Origin of the sequence: Pseudovibrio sp. Ad46 (assembly GCF_001623065.1) — a bacterium.
Lineage (GTDB): Bacteria > Pseudomonadota > Alphaproteobacteria > Rhizobiales > Stappiaceae > Pseudovibrio.
Map to the genome: position 1 here is coordinate 206332 of NZ_LMCG01000040.1, position 18306 is coordinate 224637.

Consider the following 18306-nt stretch of genomic DNA (forward strand, 5'->3'; position numbering starts at 1 on the left):
ACGATGAACGCTCCTGACTTTTGGTGGACGAAAAACGGAACCTGGCAAGCCAAACTCTTGAGCCCTTTTGGTGCGCTCTACGGCTACATGGCGACACGTCGTTTCAGGTACAATCCCAGATACAAAGCCCGTCAACCTGTCATTTGCATTGGCAACTTTACAGCAGGCGGAACCGGTAAAACACCATTTGCGCTGGCGTTGAATGCTCTGTTGAAAGAGGCTGGCCACAAACCCGGCTTTCTTCTGCGTGGCTACGGAGGTTCGATTAAAGGACCGCTGCTCGTAGAGCCGTCAAAATATGCCGCCGCAGAAGTCGGCGATGAAGCGATGCTATTGGCACGCCGCGGCCCAACTGTGATCTCTGCTGATCGCACAGCCGGTGCCAAGCTTCTGGAAGAGCAGGATATATCTGTCATCATTATGGATGATGGATTCCAGAACCCGTCTTTGCATAAGGACTTCTCCATCGTTCTTCTGGATGCGAAGACCGGTATTGGCAATGCCAGATGTATTCCGGCTGGTCCATTGAGAATGCCGTTCAAGAAACAGCTGCAGCGGGTTGGCCTGCTGATGGTTGTGGGTGAGGGCGATGCGAGTATCGATCAGCAAAAGACGGCACGCCAGGCTGGGATCGATTTGATGCACGCTGCAATCCGTCCTGTGTCCGCAGATGCCTTAGACGGGGAACGCGTGCTTGCATTTGCGGGAATTGGTCGTCCTGAAAAGCTATATGCCAGCTTGCGGGAGGCCGGAGCTGAGGTCGTTGAGACCATGTCCTTCCCGGATCATCATTACTTCACGAAAGACGACGCGCGCCTGATACTGCGTGAAGCTGAAACGCAGGACTTGCTACCAATCACGACCACAAAAGATTACGTGCGTTTGGATGGCCGCGAAGAGCAATCTATCGCGCGGCTTGCAAGCGTGGCAAGTGTGTTGGAAGTGGAGATGAAAATCGCTGAACCAGACGCCCTCATCGAGCGCCTGAAACCTGTGTTGGACTGCGAAAAGCCTTAGGCTTGTAGGCCATTGCTTTCATAGGCTTTAAGGGCAGCATCTGCGTCAATGTACGCTTCCTGGCGAGATACACTCCAGTACTTGAGTTCTTCAAGCATGATCGTTTTGCCAGTGATCGCACACTTCACAAAGTTACCGGGTGCTTTCACCTGATAATCACCATCCAGATATTGGATACGTGCTTCTGTTGGAACGCGTGGCTGTTCAAAACGGTTCATTATTTCAGCATCCAGAGTTGTTGTGTTTTTCCTTTCTTACCGCTCAAACCTTAAAAAGGCCAGCGGTAAGAACATGCATCTTATGCAAATAAATCTGGCAGCATTTATGCAGTTGCCAGTTTTTCCTTGCGGATTTTCTCAATGGTTCGCCAGCAAACATATTGGGCCAGAAAGGCGAAAACAACGCCGCCAATGGCTTGTCCTGCCAGAACACCGTTTGCCTGATAGAAGTAAGCACCGGCAATGGTGAACGGGATAGTCCCAAGAGTTGCTCTGCCCCAGTTGAATAGCATGGAGTAAATTGGGAAGCCCAGATTGTTGAACACTGCATTGGTGACAAACAAAGCAGCATTGAACAGGAAACCAGCTGCCGCAAATGTGCAGAAGAAGAAGACCAGCGAAGCACTGTCGCCCTCAGCATTGAAGAACTGCACCAATGGCTCCTGCAACACAAACAGCAAACCCCAGGCTGACAGCGTGTATATCACGATCAGTAAAAGAGAATCTTTCACAACCTTGCTAAGCCGGTCGAATTCCATGGCCCCAAAATTCTGGCCAATAATAGGACCAACTGCACCGGAAAGAGCGAACAGAGCACCGAAAGCAACAGGAATAATCCGGCCAACAATCGCAAAGCCCGCGACAGCTCCATCACCAAACTGAGCCATTTCCGCAATAATCCAGGCATTGCCTGCTGGTGTTGCAATGTTGGTCAACATGGCTGGTGTCGCCACTTTGAACAGATCGACCGTATCGCTGACAGTCTTCGAAATCTCAGGCTTGCCGAGCATGTTGTGCTTGATGATCAGGATATAAAGGCCAACACCAACCATCACTAGGCGAGAAACAACAGAAGCGATTGCAGCACCAGTGATGCCCATATCAAACCCGAAAATGAGGATCGGATCTAAAATGGCTGTCACAAAGCCGCTGGATAAAGTCACAAACATCGCACCACGTGCATCACCCACGGATCTCAACAGTGCAGAAAGCACCATTGCACCAACAAGGAACGGCATGGAAGGCACGACGATGTAAAGGAAGAGCAACGTAAAATCGAGCGTACGCCCAGACGCCCCGAGCAACATCGCCAGATCATCCAGAAACGCCAGACTACCTGCCACGACAGCGAGTGATATCAGTGTTGATATTATAAGCGACATGCTCACAAGGCGGTGCGCACCTTTCACATCACCTTGCCCGATACGCCGGGCAACGGAAGCACTGGCGGCAATGGAAAGCCCGATGCCAATGGCAGAGTTGAAAAACATGATGGTTCCGGCATAGCCAATTGCCGCCGCAAGTTCTTCAATACCCAACTGTGCAATGTAAAAAAGGTTTGCAAAATCAACGAGAAAAATAGCAATCAATCCGACTGAGCCGGTGGATGTCATCACCAGAACATGGCGCATAGTCGAGCCATAGGTGAATTTTGCATCCCGTGTGCCGGATGAAGTTGGTCTGGACATAAAAACTCACTTTTGGCGATGCTGATAGCAATCGCAGGAGAGGGCCTCAATGACCCTGCAATCGTGTATCTTTCCGCTGGAACAGTGTTTCAGCATCTTCTTCAGCTCGGTTTGTAGGCTTTGGAGACGAATAATTTTGTCTTCCACCTCAGTCAGGTGAGCCCGTGCAATCTCGTCTGCGCCCTCGCAGTCATCCTCCGGGTGTTCCTTAAGCAGCATAAGGCTCTCGATCATTTCCAAAGAGAAACCGAGATCACGGCCATGACGGATGAAAGAAAGTCGGTTCAGGTGGTCTTCGCCATAACGACGCTGACCGCCCTCAGTGCGCGGAGGTTCCGGAAGCAGCTTTTTTTGCTCGTAAAAACGAATAGTCTGGACTTTAACGCCAGCCTTCTTCGCAAGATCACCGATTGAGTATTCACCAGCCATATCGAACCATACGGATTAATGTGGTCTCTGCGAGAAAGCAGTGCCGCAGATCACGAAATGTTGAAATGAGAGCGCACAGCGCCCTCGCAATAAATGTGCTTCAAATCAACCAGCGTCAAGAGCAGTGCTCTGATAACTTGATTTAATCAGTCAGGTTTTTCTGATTTGCTTTCATCACGTGGCGTGCGCTGGTGCAACTTGTCAGAGCCAGCAAGATCACCACCGGCAAGCTGCATTGTCAGGCGTTCATCGTCTCGTTTGCGAACATCATCTTCGACTTCGTCAATACGGTCTGACGGCAAACCAAGAAACTCAAGCGCTTTCCGACCAAAGGTCAGGCTGGACTCAAAAGTCTCACGGATCTGATAGTCAACGCCCAGACGGGTGAGATCAAGCGCATGAGCCCGGTCCGTGGCACGGCAATAAAGAGCTGCATTGGGGAACGCGGATCTGATCTGCAAAATTGCCTGCTTCATGACGCGGTCATCCTCAATGCAAAGAGCAATCAAGGTCGCATTCTCACCACCAGCTGCCTTGAGCACGTCGGGCCGCGTCGCATCCCCGTAATAAACCCTGTAGCCATATTGGCGAGCATAGTTGATCCGGTCCGGCTTGTTGTCGAGAGCTGTGACGGAAATCCCTTCTGAAGTCAGCATCTGCGCAACCATCATACCAAAACGCCCAAATCCAACGATCAGCACGCTCGGGCATGCATCCTCAAAGGTCTCGATTTTATTGGTCGTGTCGCCATGCTGTTTCATCCGCTCCGCAACAAAATCCAGACCTACTGCACCAAGTGGTGTGAGCAGCATGGTCAAAATAACAATAGCGCTGAGGATATTCGCAGATTCCTCTGGCAAGATTGCCGCAGCAGTCGCCGTTGAAAACAGCACAAAGGCAAACTCCCCGCCTTGTGGCAGAGTGACTGCCACGCGCAGAGCATCAGAGTTGGAAGAGCCAAACAAACGCGACAGGCCCCAGAGCAGAACACCCTTGGTGAGCATCAGCAACACGACCGCAGAAACGACACGCTGCCAGTTTGCGACAATCAGATCAAGTTCGAGCGCCATCCCCACAGTCATGAAGAACAAACCCATGAGCATTGTGCGGAAAGGCTCAATATCCGCTTCCAGCGTATGGCGGTAGCTGGATTCCGCCAGCATCACACCAGAGAGGAAAGCACCCAACGCCATGGAGAGCCCAACAAGGCTCATCAAACCTGCACTGCCCAGAGCAACCAGCAGTGCTGCAGCAATCATCAACTCACGAGCGCCTGAAGCCGTCAAAAGCTTGAAGAGGGGAGAAAGCAGGAAGCGGCCCGCAAAGATCACAAAGCCAACAGCAGCGACAACCGTGATCACCTGCATAGCAATGGAAGCTTCTTCCACATCCGCTTCAGCAGGGGCTAGAATGCTGACCATGGCAAGCAGAGGCACAATAGCCATGTCCTGCAGTAGCAAGATGCCGAAGGCCCGTTGGCCATACTTGGTGCTCAGGTGTCCGCGCTCCTGCAGCATTTGCAAGGCAAAGGCCGTGGATGACAAAGCAAGGCCAAGCCCGGCGATCAAGGCAACCTGCCAGGACAGGCCAAACACCATAGCACCCAAGGTCAGTATCAAACCCGAGATTACAACCTGTGCTGTCCCAAGCCCGAATATGTCTCGCCGCATGGTCCATAATCGGGCAGGCTCCAATTCCAGCCCGATCACAAACAACAGCAAAACGACCCCAAGCTCAGCGAAGCCCAGTATACGCTCAGGTTCATTGAAAAAGCCGATGCCATAGGGGCCAATCGCCATCCCAGCTGCGAGGAAACCGACCACAGCACCAAGGCCAAGCCGTTTGGTGATGGGTACAGCGATAACTGCAGCGGAAAGAACCACAATGGTTTCGATAAAGAACGGGGGGACGTGAGCTTCTGCCATTGGCATCCTAAAAAGCGGAATTCAAACTATTAAAACAGACATTTCTGATTTCAGTCGATTTTGATGGGAATACCTTAATTCTATCTAAGAGAAAATGTAGTTTTCCGTATAAAGCTAGTCTGAAGATGGCTTGTGTGGTGAAGTTTTTTCAGAATTCTCTGATTGTTCCTTCTCTGCCTTCTTTTCGGCCTCCGCAAGGCGGCGTGCAGGTTCGTTCAGGGCAGTTGATTCTGATTTCGGTTTGATCAAAGGTTTCACTGGCACATCGGGCAGCTTGAAGTGCTTGTAACCCGCATACAGGCCACCCACCTGCTGCAATGCCAAAAGCTCAGCATCTCTGCGCCGCACATCCGCAAGAATTTCATAGGTGCGGTCTTCATCCTCTCCCAACTCTTCCAGTATTTCCCGCCCGAACTGTAAAGCCGACTCCAGGGTCTCACGCAGCTGATAGTCTGCGCCCGCTGTCACAAGTTGAATAGCGTGACGACGGTCGTGGGCGCGGGCAAAGATTTTGGCGAGTGGGAACTGTGTTTTCGTCATGCGCACAATCTGGCTCGTTGTTTCGGCCCGTTCGGTACAAACCGCAATCACACTGGCATTTTCCGCCCCCGCTGCCCGCAAAACATTCAGTCGTCGCCCATCTCCGTAGTAAATCCGGTAGCCAAACCGAGAGGCCTCCCGGATATGCTGTGCGTCTGTATCCAGAACGGTTACGGTTGAGCCCTGCGCAATCAGCATCTGAGAGGCAAGCTGCCCAAAACGCCCAAATCCAATCACCAGCACATTGGTGCGGCCTCCCTCTGTATTGGGTATATCCGGTTTCACGGGCTCAGGCCTCAGCTTCACGCCAAACCATTGCGAGAGCCAAACGCTCAGCAGAGTAAACGCCATGGTGAAAGAGATGATTGCGGAGAGCAAGCTGCTCTGATGCGGGTTCAGCAAATCAACGGCGACAGATGCTGAGAAGATGACAAACCCAAACTCTCCAGCTTGAGCCAGCAAACCACCAATCTGCAAACTGTTTTCTGGTGTGTGGCCAGACAGGCGGGTGACAGAAAAAATGCTTAGACACTTCACGACCATCAAACCAAAACTGCAGGCAAGCACCACCACCCAGTTCTGATAGACAAAGTTCAGGTCGATGGACATGCCGACCGTGATGAAGAAGAATCCGAGCAACAAGCCGCGAAAAGGCTCCAGATCAGCCTCAAGCTCATGCCGGAAAGAACTTTCTGCCAGCATCACACCCGCAATAAACGCGCCCAATGCACTCGAAAGACCCACCGCTTTCATCAGTGTTGCTGCGCCAAGCACTGTGAGCAATGCAGAGGCTGTCATCATCTCGCGAGCACCAATACGGGCAAACAGCCGAAACAATGGGGTGAGCAGATAGCGGCCAACAGCAACCAACAGAAGCACGGTCGAAGCCATAATCAACGCCGTCTCCCAACCTGGCCGTTGGCCCGTATCGATAGGAACAGGCGCCACAATCGCCATCAGCGCGAGAATGGGAACAATCATCATGTCCTGAAACAGCAAGATTGCGATAGATGTTTGCCCCATCGGCGTCGTGCGATCGCCGCGGTCTTGCAAAATACGCAAGGAAAGAGCCGTTGATGAAAGCGCGAGCGAAAGGCCAATAATGAGAGATTTTTGCCAGGTCAGTCCCGCAAAATAGATAGCAAGCCCAATTAAAAGCGCGGAAAACCCTACTTGAGCTGACCCTGAGCCAAAAATCTCCTTACGCAAAGACCATAGGCGACCAGGATTCAGCTCAAGCCCGATCAAAAACAGCAGCATGACCACGCCAAGCTCACCAATGGGCCGCAGCTCATCAGGAGCGCTAAAGGGACTGCCAAGATACTGCCCAATCCCCCACGGCCCTAAAATAACGCCCGCTATCAAATAGCCGACGATGGTTCCAACCCGGATCAATTTGGCAAACGGCACCACCAGAATCGCCATGCTTAGAAACAGCATGATGTCTGTCACAAAATCCAGTTGGTGGAGTGTGATCATGAAAGGGTGCGGCTCATTATTATTTTTGAAAGAAGCTACAGACCCAGCGTAAATTCGGTTTGAATGCAATACAGACAAGCTGAGGTAAATCTTCAGCACCCTTAACGAAGTGCCAGTTTGAGCTCTCAGGTTGTAGTGTAAATAGATGCAATTTAGACCTTGAACCTACAGTGACTAGAGCCTTTACAGTCGATTCACTCTCGATTGGAGGCGCAAAATGCTAGACAAACCCAACACTCACTTAAACAACCTGCTCAAGGAAACCCCACTACTCAACTTTAGTGCGCCAACAATCCGGCAGCTTGTTGAGCAGCGCAAATGGAAGGATCTACCTCTCTTTGATCGTGCTGGAGCAGTCTATGATTTCGTCCGCAATGAAATTCAGTTTGGTTATAACAAAGCAGACAATATTCCGGCAAGTCAGGTGCTGGTTGATGGAATAGGGCAGTGCAACACCAAAGGCACACTTCTCATGGCATTGATGAGAGCCGTTGGGATTCCCTGTCGTCTGCACGGCTTCACAATCCATAAAGAACTTCAGCGCGGAGTAGTGCCCGAACTGGTCTACCAGATCGCCCCAGACAACATTTTGCATTCCTGGGTGGAGATCTATCTTGGGGACCGCTGGATTAATCTGGAGGGCTTTATTCTGGACGATGCGTTTCTCTCTGCTCTTCAGCAGAAGTTTGCCCCAAGCAGACAATCCCTTTGTGCCTACGGCGTTGGCACCAACTGCCTCAGCGCGCCTCAGGTCAATTGGCAGGGGCAGGACACTTACATCCAGAAAACCGGCATTAACAATGACTTTGGAATCTATAATAGCCCGGATGATTTCTACACTGAACACATGCAGGCGTTCTCGCCAATGATGAAGGTGCTTTATGAAAACGGCATCCGTCACGTGATGAACTGGAGAACCAATCGCATTCGCGCAGGTAAAGTGCCTGCAATTCCTTTGCGGGATTAGAAGCGTTACTACAAAGAAAAAGGGGCATCTCTACCCCTTTCAAACTCATAGAACCTGTCTGAACCAATCAGGTCGCAGTGCCACCAATCGTCATCTCGTTGATGCGCATGGTTGGCTGTCCAACACCCACTGGTACGCCTTGACCGGCCTTGCCGCAAGTTCCGATACCTGGATCCAGTTTCATGTCGTTGCCAATCATGGACACCCGTTTGAGCGCATCCGGACCGTTTCCGATCAACATTGCGCCTTTCACTGGAGCGCCAATCTTTCCGTTCTGGACACGGTAGGCTTCAGTGCAAGAGAACACGAACTTGCCAGAGGTGATATCAACCTGACCACCACCAAAGGAAACAGCATAAATGCCGTCTTCCAGGCTTTCGATGATCTCTTTTGGATCCTGATCACCATTCTCCATGATGGTATTGGTCATGCGTGGCAAAGGCTGGTGTGAGAAGGATTCACGGCGACCATTACCAGTTGGCTCAACCCCCATCAGGCGTGCGTTCTGACGGTCCTGCATGTATCCAACAAGAACACCATCCTCGATGAGTGTGGTTCGGCCAGTCGGCGTACCCTCATCATCAACGGAAAGAGAGCCGCGACGTTTGGAGATGGTGCCGTCATCAACAATGGTCACACCTTTTGCGGCAACCTGCTGTCCCATCAAGCCTGCAAACGCCGATGTTTTCTTGCGGTTGAAGTCACCTTCAAGGCCATGCCCAACTGCTTCGTGCAGCAAAATGCCCGGCCAGCCGTTGCCAAGCACCACGTCAAACGTACCAGCGGGAGCTGGGATTGCCTCCAGATTGACCAGAGCCTGACGCAGAGCTTCTTCAACAGCATGCTGCCAGCTTGTTTCAGCAACAAACTCACCAAACCCTTCGCGGCCACCAGAGCCAAAAGAGCCAGTCTCCTGTTTGTCGCCGTCACCAGCCACAATCGAAACGTTGAGGCGCACAAGCGGGCGTACATCACGAATACGGTGACCATCAGCTCGCAGGATGTCCACTGTCTTCCAGCTGCCTGCCAGCGAAACAGTTACCTGCTGTACGCGCGGGTCTTTCGCACGGGCATAGGCGTCAATTTCCTGCAGCAGCTGTACTTTTTCAGCAAAACTTGGGCTGCCAATCGGGTTTTCATCCGTGTAGAGCTTTTGATTGGTACGAGCTGGCGGTGCTGCATAGGTACCGGAATGACCGCTCTGGACAGAGGCAACCGCATCAGCAGCGCGTTTCAATGCAGCCTCGGAAATATCGTCGGAATGGGCATAACCAGACGCTTCACCCACAACAGCGCGCAGGCCAAATCCCTGACCGGTGCTGAACGTGGAGGACTTCAGGCGTCCATTGTCGAACACAAGCCCTTCGTTCTGGCTGTATTCCAGATAAAGTTCCCCATCATCAGCGCCTTTCAGCGCTGCCGCAGTAATCTGGCGCGCTGTCTCCTCGTCCAGTCCTGAGGTCTGGAGAAGATCAATAGGTTTATCGCTCATGGGTAAAACTCCGAAATAAAGGATTTGCTCTGTTGTGGCGAACAATCCGTGCACTTTCAAGGCTTACTATTCAATAAAGGAGGCGGGAAGGCCATCGCTCCCAAGTATTTGAGGGTCAATGCAGGAAAGCGAGCACCAATCCGGCACACACCAGAACGGCGCCAGAAACTCTATCGAGCCTGAATCTTGCGGAAGGAGCAGACAGCCAGTTGCGGGAATACCCGCCAAGAACGGCGATCAGTCCGTCAATTAAAATCGCCATCACAAGATAAGTCACCCCCATCACCGTAAGCTGCGGATCTGCTGGATAAGCCTTGTCAATAAACTGCGGGAAAAATGCCACCATGAACAGCAGTGATTTTGGGTTTGAAAGACCAACAAAGAAGCCAACTTTCAAATGCTTATGGCTTCCGCTCACTACCCTGTCATGCCGTCCCGCACGCAACCAGCTAGAGATGCCCAGGTAGATTAAATAGGCCGCTCCTCCAAGCTGAATAACCTCAAAGGCATCAGGGTAGGTGCGCACCACCCAGGAAAGGCCAAGCACAACAGCAATGATCTGGACAGCTTGTGCGATTGTCATGCCAGCCATAACAATCAGGCCCGCTGAGGTTCCTTCGCGAGTGGATTTAGTCAGTATCATCATCACGTTAGGTCCGGGAATAGCCAGTAAGATGAATGTTGCAACAATAAATCCGAGGTAAAGGCTGATATTCATCATCTGAAAACCAACAGTCCCATAAGGAAAACTCCGGCAGTGAGCAAAACACCACTGTTGAACCGCTTCAGCACGCCTTCAACACGTGGAGATCGAAACAACCGCTCAACCAGTCCGCCACCCACCACAAGCGGTAGATCCAGGCAGGTCGCGATCAGAAGAAAAGTTGTACCCAGAACAACAAACTGGGCATCTACCGGATGAGCGTGATTGAGAAAATGAGGGAAAAGAGCTGCGAGAAAAATGAGAGTTTTGGGATTGGCAATGCTGATCATGAAACCTGTCAGAAAGTCAGAGCCCTGACTGGTGGGCTCAGCAATCCTGCGGCTAGCAGCTCTCCATCTACGAAGGCCGAGATAAATCAGATAAGCCGCCCCCAAAACGGTCACAGTCTCAAAGACATAGGGATAACTGACAATGAGCCAGGAAAGCCCAAAGGAAACCAGCACCACCTGAATGGCTTCTGCTGCTTTAACGCCAATGAGTGTAAAGAGACCAGCAAAAGTTCCTCCGGATGCGGATCTGGAAAGGATCAACATTTTACTGGCGTCAGGCACCGACATGATAATCAATGTGGTGACAACAAACGCAATATAGACATGCATTGCTATGGGCAAGGATCACCTGCAAAGGTCCGGTCTGTTTGCATCAGGAGGCTGACGCTGCCGCAATCAAACAGAATGTGCTCCCATAGAAAACAGCACACCGGATTTAAGGTGCAAAAACCCTTTGCTTTGCGTGCCTCATTTTAGGAAAACTAAGAGGTCTCTTTGAAAACTGCGGAGACTGATCTCAAATTTTTAAGTGACGGAAATGACAGTGCTTCAATATTTTCAAGCGCAGGCCAAAAACAACGCTTGGGCGAATTATCGGCTACTTTCCAGTTGCAAGAAGCTCTCTGAAGACGAGCTAACGGCACAGCGAACAAGTTTTTTCCCTTCAATCCTGATGACACTGAATCACATCCTCACAGTGGATTGGTTCTATATCAGCGCTCTGGAAGGAGCGCCGCTCGGGATTAATGCATTTGATCCTGAGTACCCTTTTGAGCAACTACCGCCTCTTTTCGAGGCTCAAAGAAACTCAGATCAGAAATTAATTGCACACGTAGGCTCAATGGGCCTCGCTGACCTCTCCAAAATACATGTGCTGAGAGATGACAAGCCTCTGAGTGAGCGAGCAGACAGGCTTCTTCTGCATCTCTTCCAACATCAGATGCACCATCGCGGGCAAGTGCACGCCATGTTGAGCGGAACTTCAGTCGCACCACCTCAGCTCGATGAATTCTTTCTTAGCAATGAGATGGAGCAGCAGGCCCGTAAGGATGACTTCGGCGCACTCGGGTTCTGTGAGGCTGACATCTGGCCAGATCGTGGGTGATCAGCTAGTTAGGCAGGATCTTTCCTCGCGCCTGAAAAGACAAAAGCCGAGGCGATTTTCATCATCTCGGCTTTCAGATTACATTCGAGGGCAAGCACTTACACTTAAGGCAGAGCCGCGATTGCTTCTTTCAGACCAACCAGTGAGATCGGAATGCCGATACCTTCCTCTGGTGTCTCAAAGATGATGAAAGTTGCAGTCTGACCAGTTGTGAGCTTGTCGATCAGATCCTTTTCCAGCATCGCTTCAGAAACGCAACCGCTTGGGGCAGGCAGACAGCGGATGAATGGCATCCGGCCAACATCTTTTCCATCTACATTCAGACCAAGTTGCATCGGTAGCAAAACGCCAAGTGGAGCGAGAATGCGCAAAACGGTCGCTTGCTGGTCAGCCGTCTTAAGAATAATCGCTGTCAGGCCTACAGTATCACGTGCAGAATCTGTCACACTTTGAATAAGAGCACACTGCTCGACGTTAGAACCTGGGGATTTGGCGCAACGCTGCTGCCAATCACCAAACTCGCCTTTGAGTTCGCCAAGCGCTTGTTGAGCATGACCAGCTCCGGAAAATCCTGCGGCACCCGCCACTGTCATCGCAACTGTTAGAGTCAGCGTGCGTAAAAACTGCTTCAAAAAACCTTCCTCCAGTTCACCGGCTGTGCAGTGTCTGTCTCCCCAGCCAGCCAGCGTGGGGTGTTTCCCTAAAATATTGGAATACCGCTCCTGACGTCAAAGCGCAAACTGGCATTCTTGGCTGTCCACTTAACTGACGAGGAAGGAGGGATCCGACTCACATTGTTCACGCCGAGGTAACGTTCCTTTTTGCCGATAAAGTGACGATTTAGTGAGTGAAATTGGACGCATGGATAGAAATGATCGATTTTCGATATAGGGAAAAGTAACTAGGTGAAAACAGCGGAGATCGTTCAAAATCCAATTGCATCTGCGGATTTCTTATGTTTTTTGTCCAACTCATTGATTCAAGTCAAATGATACTGCGACTTATAGTCGCTATAACCTTAGGGGAATCGCGTAGAAACCCTTATTGGGTTATTATGTCGCAGATATTCACGCAGGTGTGAGGACTGGTCGGACGGGCCAAAGTGGGCACCCCACATGTGTGGACAAGAAGAGGATTGCCGTTTCGGCGGCATTAAGAGGGACAGGGAGCGCAAGACGTGATGAAGCTCTTGAAGCATCACCTGGCGACCATTGCCGCAACTATGGCAATCGGATTGACGGGTTTTATGGCAGGTGCAGCCAATGCAGCACAGCCAACGCCGTGGCAGATGGGTATGCAGCCTGCGGCGACGACAGTGATGGAAGACATTCGCTGGTTTAACGATTTTACCCTGATCATTATGGCCGGCGTGACGGTTTTCGTAGCACTCCTGCTGCTTGTTGTGATCATCAGGTTCCGCAAGAAGGCGAACCCAACGCCATCTCGCACTTCACACAACACTATGATCGAGGTTGTTTGGACGGTTGTCCCAATCCTCATTCTGGTGATGATCTCAGTTCCGTCTTTCCGTTTGCTCTTCAAACAGCTTGATATCCCTGAATACGAAATGACCATCAAAGCGACTGGTTACCAGTGGTATTGGGGTTATGAGTACGCGGATGAAGGCATGGAAGATGTCTCATTCGACGCCTTGATGATTCAGGACGATGAGCGTGCAGACATAATGGCTGAAAAAGGCCTGACAAACGCTGAGCTTCCTCGCCTTCTTGCGACGGACTACAACATTGTTGTTCCAGTCGACACCACAGTGCGTGTTCAGGTAACCGCAGCAGACGTGATCCACTCATTTGCTGTTCCTGCATTCGGCATCAAGATTGACGCTGTTCCATACCGCCTCAACGAAACCTGGTTCCGTGCTGATAACACCGGCATGTTCTACGGCCAGTGTTCAGAGCTTTGTGGTAAAGACCACGCGTTCATGCCAATCGCCGTGCAAGTCGTGACCAAAGAGCAGTATCAGGCCTGGGCCGAAGCTGCGAAGTCCGACGTCGACGAAGCAAACACACTTCTCGCAAAGCTGATTGCTGATGAGAAGAAGGTTGCTGCCACCGCAGCCACCGACGTGAAGGTTGCGTCCCGTTAATCGGGGTCACTGATTGAGCCGAGTATGCGCGCGTCAAGGGCTGCTGCGCATACGAGCAAGAACTTTACGAGGGAGCACAACTATGTCTGCGTCTGAAACGCATGCACATGACCATCCAACTGGATGGGTGCGGTGGGTCTACTCCACCAACCATAAGGATATCGGTATCCTTTACCTGATCTTCGCGATCATGGCTGGTATCATCGGCGGTCTTCTGTCCATCGCAATGCGTATGGAACTTCAGGAGCCGGGGATGCAGTACTTCTCCGATCCACACTTGTTCAACGTGTTCACCACAGCGCACGCGCTGATCATGATCTTCTTCATGGTTATGCCAGCGCTTATCGGTGGCTTCGCGAACTATTTCGTTCCGATCATGATTGGTGCGCCTGACATGGCGTTCCCACGCATGAACAACATCTCCTTCTGGCTTCTGCCACCAGCATTTATCCTGCTGCTCCTGTCACTCTTTGTGCCAGGCCCACCAGGTGCAAACGGTGTCGGCGGTGGCTGGACCATCTATCCTCCGCTGTCCACCTCCGGTCAGCCAGGTCCTGCAATGGACTTTGCAATTCTGGCGCTTCACGTTGCCGGTGCATCTTCCATTCTGGGTGCCATCAACTTCATCACCACCATCTTCAACATGCGTGCGCCTGGTATGACCATGCACAAGATGCCGCTGTTCGTTTGGTCCGTGCTGGTAACAGTCTTCCTGCTGTTGATCTCTCTGCCTGTTTTGGCTGGCGCGATCACCATGTTGCTGACAGACCGTAACTTCGGCACCACCTTCTTTGAAGCTGCTGGTGGCGGTGACCCAATCTTGTTCCAGCACTTGTTCTGGTTCTTCGGTCACCCTGAAGTGTACATCCTGATCCTGCCTGCATTCGGCATCATCTCCCACATCATCTCCACCTTCTCGCACAAGCCTGTGTTCGGTTACATCGGCATGGCCTACGCGATGGTTGCGATTGGTGTTGTTGGCTTTGTCGTTTGGGCGCACCACATGTTCACCGTTGGTCTGTCCGCAGATACGCAGGCGTACTTCCTGTTCGCGACCATGGTGATTGCAGTGCCGACTGGCATTAAGATCTTCTCATGGATTGCGACCATGTGGGGCGGTTCTATCGAATTCCGCACGCCAATGATCTGGGCGATCGGCTTTGTGTTCCTGTTCACCGTTGGTGGTGTAACCGGCGTTCAGCTGGCAAACGCAGGTCTCGACCGTGCACTGCATGACACTTACTACGTTGTAGCTCACTTCCACTACGTTCTGTCTCTGGGTGCTGTGTTCGCGATCTTTGCAGCCTGGTACTACTGGTTCCCTAAGATCTCCGGTTACATGTACTCCGAGTTCCTCGGAAACCTGCACTTCACACTCATGTTCATCGGTGTGAACCTGGTGTTCTTCCCGCAGCACTTCCTTGGTCTTGCTGGTATGCCACGCCGTTATGCCGACTACCCGGACGCATACGCTGGCTGGAACATGGTTTCCTCCTACGGTTCTTACCTCACCGGTTTTGCAGTGCTCATCTTCTTGTGGTGTGTCCTTGACGCATTCCTCAAGAAGCGTGTGGCTGGCGATAACCCGTGGGGCAAAGGCGCAACTACTCTGGAATGGACCCTGTCTTCACCTCCTCCATTCCACCAGTTCGAGATCCTTCCAAAGATCAAGTAACTGCACCGAAATTGCCGGGGGCGTGTCAGCGCCCTCGGTTCTAGGTAAAGCACAAGCCCGGAAGTGCTCCAATGTTCCGGGGATGAAGTCTAGAACGCTGAAAAACGGCACAGGTTTCAATATCGCGACAGAGGTACAGGCATGACAATGCTGGAACAGACACAAGGACTTCACGAGGACGCAACCGATCTTGGTGGTCGTGGAAGCGTTTCTGATTACATCGCGCTGCTCAAGCCGCGGGTAATGTCTCTTGTTGTGTTCACAGCAGCTGTTGGTCTGGTCATGGCTCCGGGTAATCAGCACCCGGTCCTCAGCTTCATTTCTATTCTTTGCATCGCCATTGGTGGTGGTGCATCTGGTGCGCTGAACATGTGGTGGGATGCAGACATTGATGCTGTCATGTCCCGCACTAAAAAGCGCCCGATCCCGGCAGGCAAAATCACACGTCAGGAAGCCTTTGCTTTTGGCATGGTTCTGTCCTTCGGTTCTGTTCTGACCCTCGGTCTGGTGGCAAACTGGATGGCCGCTGGTCTGCTGGCGTTCACGATCTTCTTTTACGTGGTCATCTACACAATGTGGCTCAAGCGCAGCACGCCGCAAAACATCGTTATCGGAGGTGCAGCTGGCGCGCTTCCGCCAATGGTCGGCTGGGCAGCTGTTACAGGTGACGTAACGCTGGTCAGCATCGCACTGTTCATGATCACCTTCACCTGGACACCTCCACACTTCTGGGCCTTGGCGCTGGTTAAAAACGGCGACTATCAGGCTGCTGGCGTCCCAATGTTGCCGGTCGTCGCAGGCGAAACCGCGACCCGTCACCAAATCGTTTTGTATTCTTTGCTGTTGCTACCAGTTGGCATGGCACCGTACTTCCTAGGCTTTGCCTCGGTGTTTTATGGTGTTGGTTCAGCCATCCTTGGCTTGGTGTTCCTCGGTTATGCAATCCGTGTCTGGAGAGTGCGCGAGGGTGATGCAGCCAAGAAAACAGCAATGTCTCTCTTCAAGTTCTCTTTGTTCTATCTCATGCTGATTTTTGCTGGGTTGCTCGCTGAGAACATGATTGGTCTGGTCTAACGCATAACTGGAAAGAGAAGAAAATGAGCAAGCAAAAAGCAGTTCTTTCTGAAGAGCAAGTCAAGACCCGCCGCGGACGTTCAGTGGCTCTTGCAGTCACACTCGGCGTTCTTGTTGCTATGTTTTATGTGATCACCATCGTGAAGCTCGGTCCGGGCATCATGGATCGTCCACTGTAAGAGACGCAAATGACTGATCAAAAACCAAAAACAGCAGAACAAGCCAAAGTAAACCGCAGCAACGCTACCGTCGCTGTGATTTGCGGGGGCGTGTTCTTTGGAATGGTTGGTTTGTCCTTTGCAGCTGTCCCGCTTTATCAGCTCTTCTGTCAAGTGACGGGCTATGGCGGCACCACACAGCGAGCAGAAGAGGCATCCGATACGATCCTTGATCGTGAGATCATCGTGAGCTTTGACGCCAACGTCGCTCCGGGTCTGGATTGGGATTTCAAACCAAAACAAAAGAAAGTCCGCGTGAAGCTGGGCCAGATGACCGAGATTATGTACGAGGCCCAAAGCCTCGCGCAGCAGGTTTCTACCGGGACTTCCACGTTTAACGTGGCGCCTTTCGAAGTCGGGGGCTACTTCAACAAAATTGATTGCTTCTGCTTTACCGAGCAACCGCTTGAAGCAGGAGAATCGATTGATATGCCGGTCGTGTTTTTCATCGATCCGGAACTGGACAAGGACGAGAGCCTGAAGAATATCAAGGAAATCACCTTGTCCTACACATTCTTTGAATTGCCGAAAGACGGCGAGGAAGAAACAGCTGCAGTGGCTTCTCCAAGCGACGCGGCCACTGACAAGCTTTAGGTTGCGAGACGGATCTGCCTTTTGCAGAAGCGACCTTTTTTGAAATGGGGAGAAAGATATGGCTGGTGTTAAAAACCACGATTATCACATTATCGAGCCAAGCCCATGGCCATTTGTTGGGTCAGTTGGGGCGCTGGTTATGGCAATCGGCGCGATTGTATTCATGCGCATGAGTGAGGGCGGCGTAAGCTTCTCATTTCTGAGCAACGCTGATGGCGAAACAACCGTTGGCTTTACGCTGAACGGTTGGGGCCTGTTTGCAATTGGTCTTGGTATCGTTCTTTACACCATGTTTATGTGGTGGCGTGACACGGTTAAGGAATCTCGCGAAGGGCACCATACACGCGTTGTATCCTTGCACCTGCGCTACGGCATGCTGCTGTTCATCCTGTCCGAAGTTATGTTCTTCGTTGCATGGTTCTGGGCCTTCTTTGATGCATCCCTGTTCGCGGGTGAAGCTGCGCAGTTTGGCCGTGTCGAGCACACTGGCGGTGTTTGGCCTCCACAAGGTATCGAAACCTTCGATCCGTGGCACCTGCCACTGTTGAACACATTGATCCTGCTTCTGTCTGGTACAACAGTAACATGGGCACACCACGCGCTGGTTCATGGGGACCGTGATGGCCTGAAATGGGGTCTGATCGCGACAGTTGTTCTGGGTGTGATCTTCACCATCTGTCAGGCCTACGAATACTCTCATGCAGCCTTCGGCTTCTCAGAGAACATCTATGGCGCAACCTTCTTCATGGCGACAGGGTTCCATGGCTTCCACGTGATCGTGGGCACCATCTTCCTCGCTGTGTGTTTGTTCCGTGCACTGGCAGGCCACTTCTCCACCACCAAGCACTTCGGCTTTGAAGCGGCAGCCTGGTACTGGCACTTTGTGGATGTGGTTTGGCTGTTCCTGTTTGCATCCGTTTACATCTGGGGCGGCTAAGCTTGCGGCATTAGCCAAGAGCGGGTCTGGAATTCAGACGAAAAACGAAAAAAGATAAGGGCGGCGCAAG

18 protein-coding genes are annotated in these 18306 nt (G+C 51.7%); 9 read left to right on the forward strand and 9 right to left on the reverse strand.

Translation table 11 applies throughout. The features are described 5' to 3' along the window. Nucleotides 1–3: 3 nt before the first annotated feature. Nucleotides 4–1017, forward strand: coding sequence for a tetraacyldisaccharide 4'-kinase (gene lpxK / locus PsAD46_RS07920; protein WP_063306560.1), 1014 nt, complete (start codon nt 4–6; stop codon nt 1015–1017). On the opposite strand, the gene PsAD46_RS07925 is transcribed toward lpxK, so the two are convergent. From PsAD46_RS07925 to PsAD46_RS07945, 5 genes are all read right to left on the reverse strand, one after another. Beyond that, entirely contained in the window at nt 1014–1235 is a 222-nt protein-coding gene (locus PsAD46_RS07925; RefSeq protein WP_093517470.1) for a DUF2093 domain-containing protein, read from the reverse strand. The genes lpxK and PsAD46_RS07925 overlap by 4 nt on opposite strands. A 104-nt stretch (nt 1236–1339) precedes the next feature. Next, complete coding sequence (locus PsAD46_RS07930) at nt 1340–2704, reverse strand: MATE family efflux transporter (RefSeq protein WP_057462268.1); 1365 nt, start codon at nt 2702–2704, stop codon at nt 1340–1342. Between the two features lie 6 nt (nt 2705–2710). Then, entirely contained in the window at nt 2711–3133 is a 423-nt protein-coding gene (locus PsAD46_RS07935) for a helix-turn-helix domain-containing protein (protein WP_057462269.1), read from the reverse strand. 146 nt (nt 3134–3279) lie between these two features. After that, on the reverse strand, nt 3280–5058 hold the full coding sequence (locus PsAD46_RS07940) for a monovalent cation:proton antiporter-2 (CPA2) family protein (RefSeq protein WP_063306561.1): 1779 nt from the start codon (nt 5056–5058) through the stop codon (nt 3280–3282). Between the two features lie 114 nt (nt 5059–5172). Beyond that, on the reverse strand, nt 5173–7077 hold the full coding sequence (locus PsAD46_RS07945) for a monovalent cation:proton antiporter-2 (CPA2) family protein (protein ID WP_063306650.1): 1905 nt from the start codon (nt 7075–7077) through the stop codon (nt 5173–5175). Nucleotides 7078–7294: 217 nt separating this feature from the next. Here PsAD46_RS07945 and PsAD46_RS07950 point away from each other — a divergent pair, with 217 nt between their 5' ends. Continuing rightward, a complete protein-coding gene (locus PsAD46_RS07950) occupies nt 7295–8044 on the forward strand; it encodes a transglutaminase family protein (protein WP_063306562.1) in 750 nt (249 codons plus the stop codon). A 67-nt stretch (nt 8045–8111) separates the two neighbouring features. Here the strand turns inward: PsAD46_RS07950 and tldD are convergent, their stop codons facing one another. The 3 genes from tldD to PsAD46_RS07965 form a co-directional block, all read right to left on the reverse strand. Next, nucleotides 8112–9536 carry a metalloprotease TldD gene (gene tldD, locus PsAD46_RS07955; protein ID WP_063293732.1) on the reverse strand — a complete coding sequence of 475 codons (1425 nt, stop codon included), beginning with the start codon at nt 9534–9536 and terminating at the stop codon, nt 8112–8114. A gap of 115 nt (nt 9537–9651) precedes the next feature. Beyond that, nucleotides 9652–10257, reverse strand: coding sequence for a LysE family translocator (locus tag PsAD46_RS07960; protein ID WP_208981726.1), 606 nt, complete (start codon nt 10255–10257; stop codon nt 9652–9654). After that, nucleotides 10254–10871 carry a LysE family translocator gene (locus tag PsAD46_RS07965; protein WP_208980500.1) on the reverse strand — a complete coding sequence of 206 codons (618 nt, stop codon included), beginning with the start codon at nt 10869–10871 and terminating at the stop codon, nt 10254–10256. Before PsAD46_RS07965 ends, PsAD46_RS07960 begins: the two co-directional genes overlap by 4 nt. Nucleotides 10872–11067: 196 nt before the next feature. Here PsAD46_RS07965 and PsAD46_RS07970 point away from each other — a divergent pair, with 196 nt between their 5' ends. Next, nucleotides 11068–11634 (forward strand): DinB family protein, encoded by a 567-nt coding sequence (locus PsAD46_RS07970; RefSeq protein WP_063306563.1) that lies wholly within the window; start codon nt 11068–11070, stop codon nt 11632–11634. A 104-nt stretch (nt 11635–11738) separates the two neighbouring features. On the opposite strand, the gene PsAD46_RS07975 is transcribed toward PsAD46_RS07970, so the two are convergent. Then, entirely contained in the window at nt 11739–12266 is a 528-nt protein-coding gene (locus tag PsAD46_RS07975; protein ID WP_082830689.1) for an invasion associated locus B family protein, read from the reverse strand. A gap of 548 nt (nt 12267–12814) precedes the next feature. Between PsAD46_RS07975 and coxB the strand changes: the two genes are divergently transcribed. The 6 genes from coxB (at nt 12815) to PsAD46_RS08000 (ending at nt 18236) form a co-directional block, all read left to right on the forward strand. Beyond that, nucleotides 12815–13738: a cytochrome c oxidase subunit II gene (coxB, locus tag PsAD46_RS07980; protein ID WP_063287202.1), complete on the forward strand. Its 924-nt coding sequence runs from the start codon at nt 12815–12817 to the stop codon at nt 13736–13738. Nucleotides 13739–13820: 82 nt separating this feature from the next. Next, nucleotides 13821–15413, forward strand: coding sequence for a cytochrome c oxidase subunit I (gene ctaD / locus PsAD46_RS07985; RefSeq protein WP_063293733.1), 1593 nt, complete (start codon nt 13821–13823; stop codon nt 15411–15413). Between the two features lie 141 nt (nt 15414–15554). Further along, nucleotides 15555–16487 carry a heme o synthase gene (locus PsAD46_RS07990; RefSeq protein ID WP_063287204.1) on the forward strand — a complete coding sequence of 311 codons (933 nt, stop codon included), beginning with the start codon at nt 15555–15557 and terminating at the stop codon, nt 16485–16487. A 23-nt stretch (nt 16488–16510) separates the two neighbouring features. Further along, nucleotides 16511–16666, forward strand: coding sequence for a hypothetical protein (locus tag PsAD46_RS28090; RefSeq protein ID WP_193757736.1), 156 nt, complete (start codon nt 16511–16513; stop codon nt 16664–16666). A 9-nt stretch (nt 16667–16675) separates the two neighbouring features. Next, the gene (locus PsAD46_RS07995; protein ID WP_063287205.1) at nt 16676–17299 is read left to right on the forward strand and encodes a cytochrome c oxidase assembly protein; all 624 of its coding nucleotides are present in this window, start codon (nt 16676–16678) and stop codon (nt 17297–17299) included. A gap of 58 nt (nt 17300–17357) precedes the next feature. Next, nucleotides 17358–18236: a cytochrome c oxidase subunit 3 gene (locus tag PsAD46_RS08000; protein WP_063293734.1), complete on the forward strand. Its 879-nt coding sequence runs from the start codon at nt 17358–17360 to the stop codon at nt 18234–18236. Nucleotides 18237–18306 lie beyond the last annotated feature (70 nt).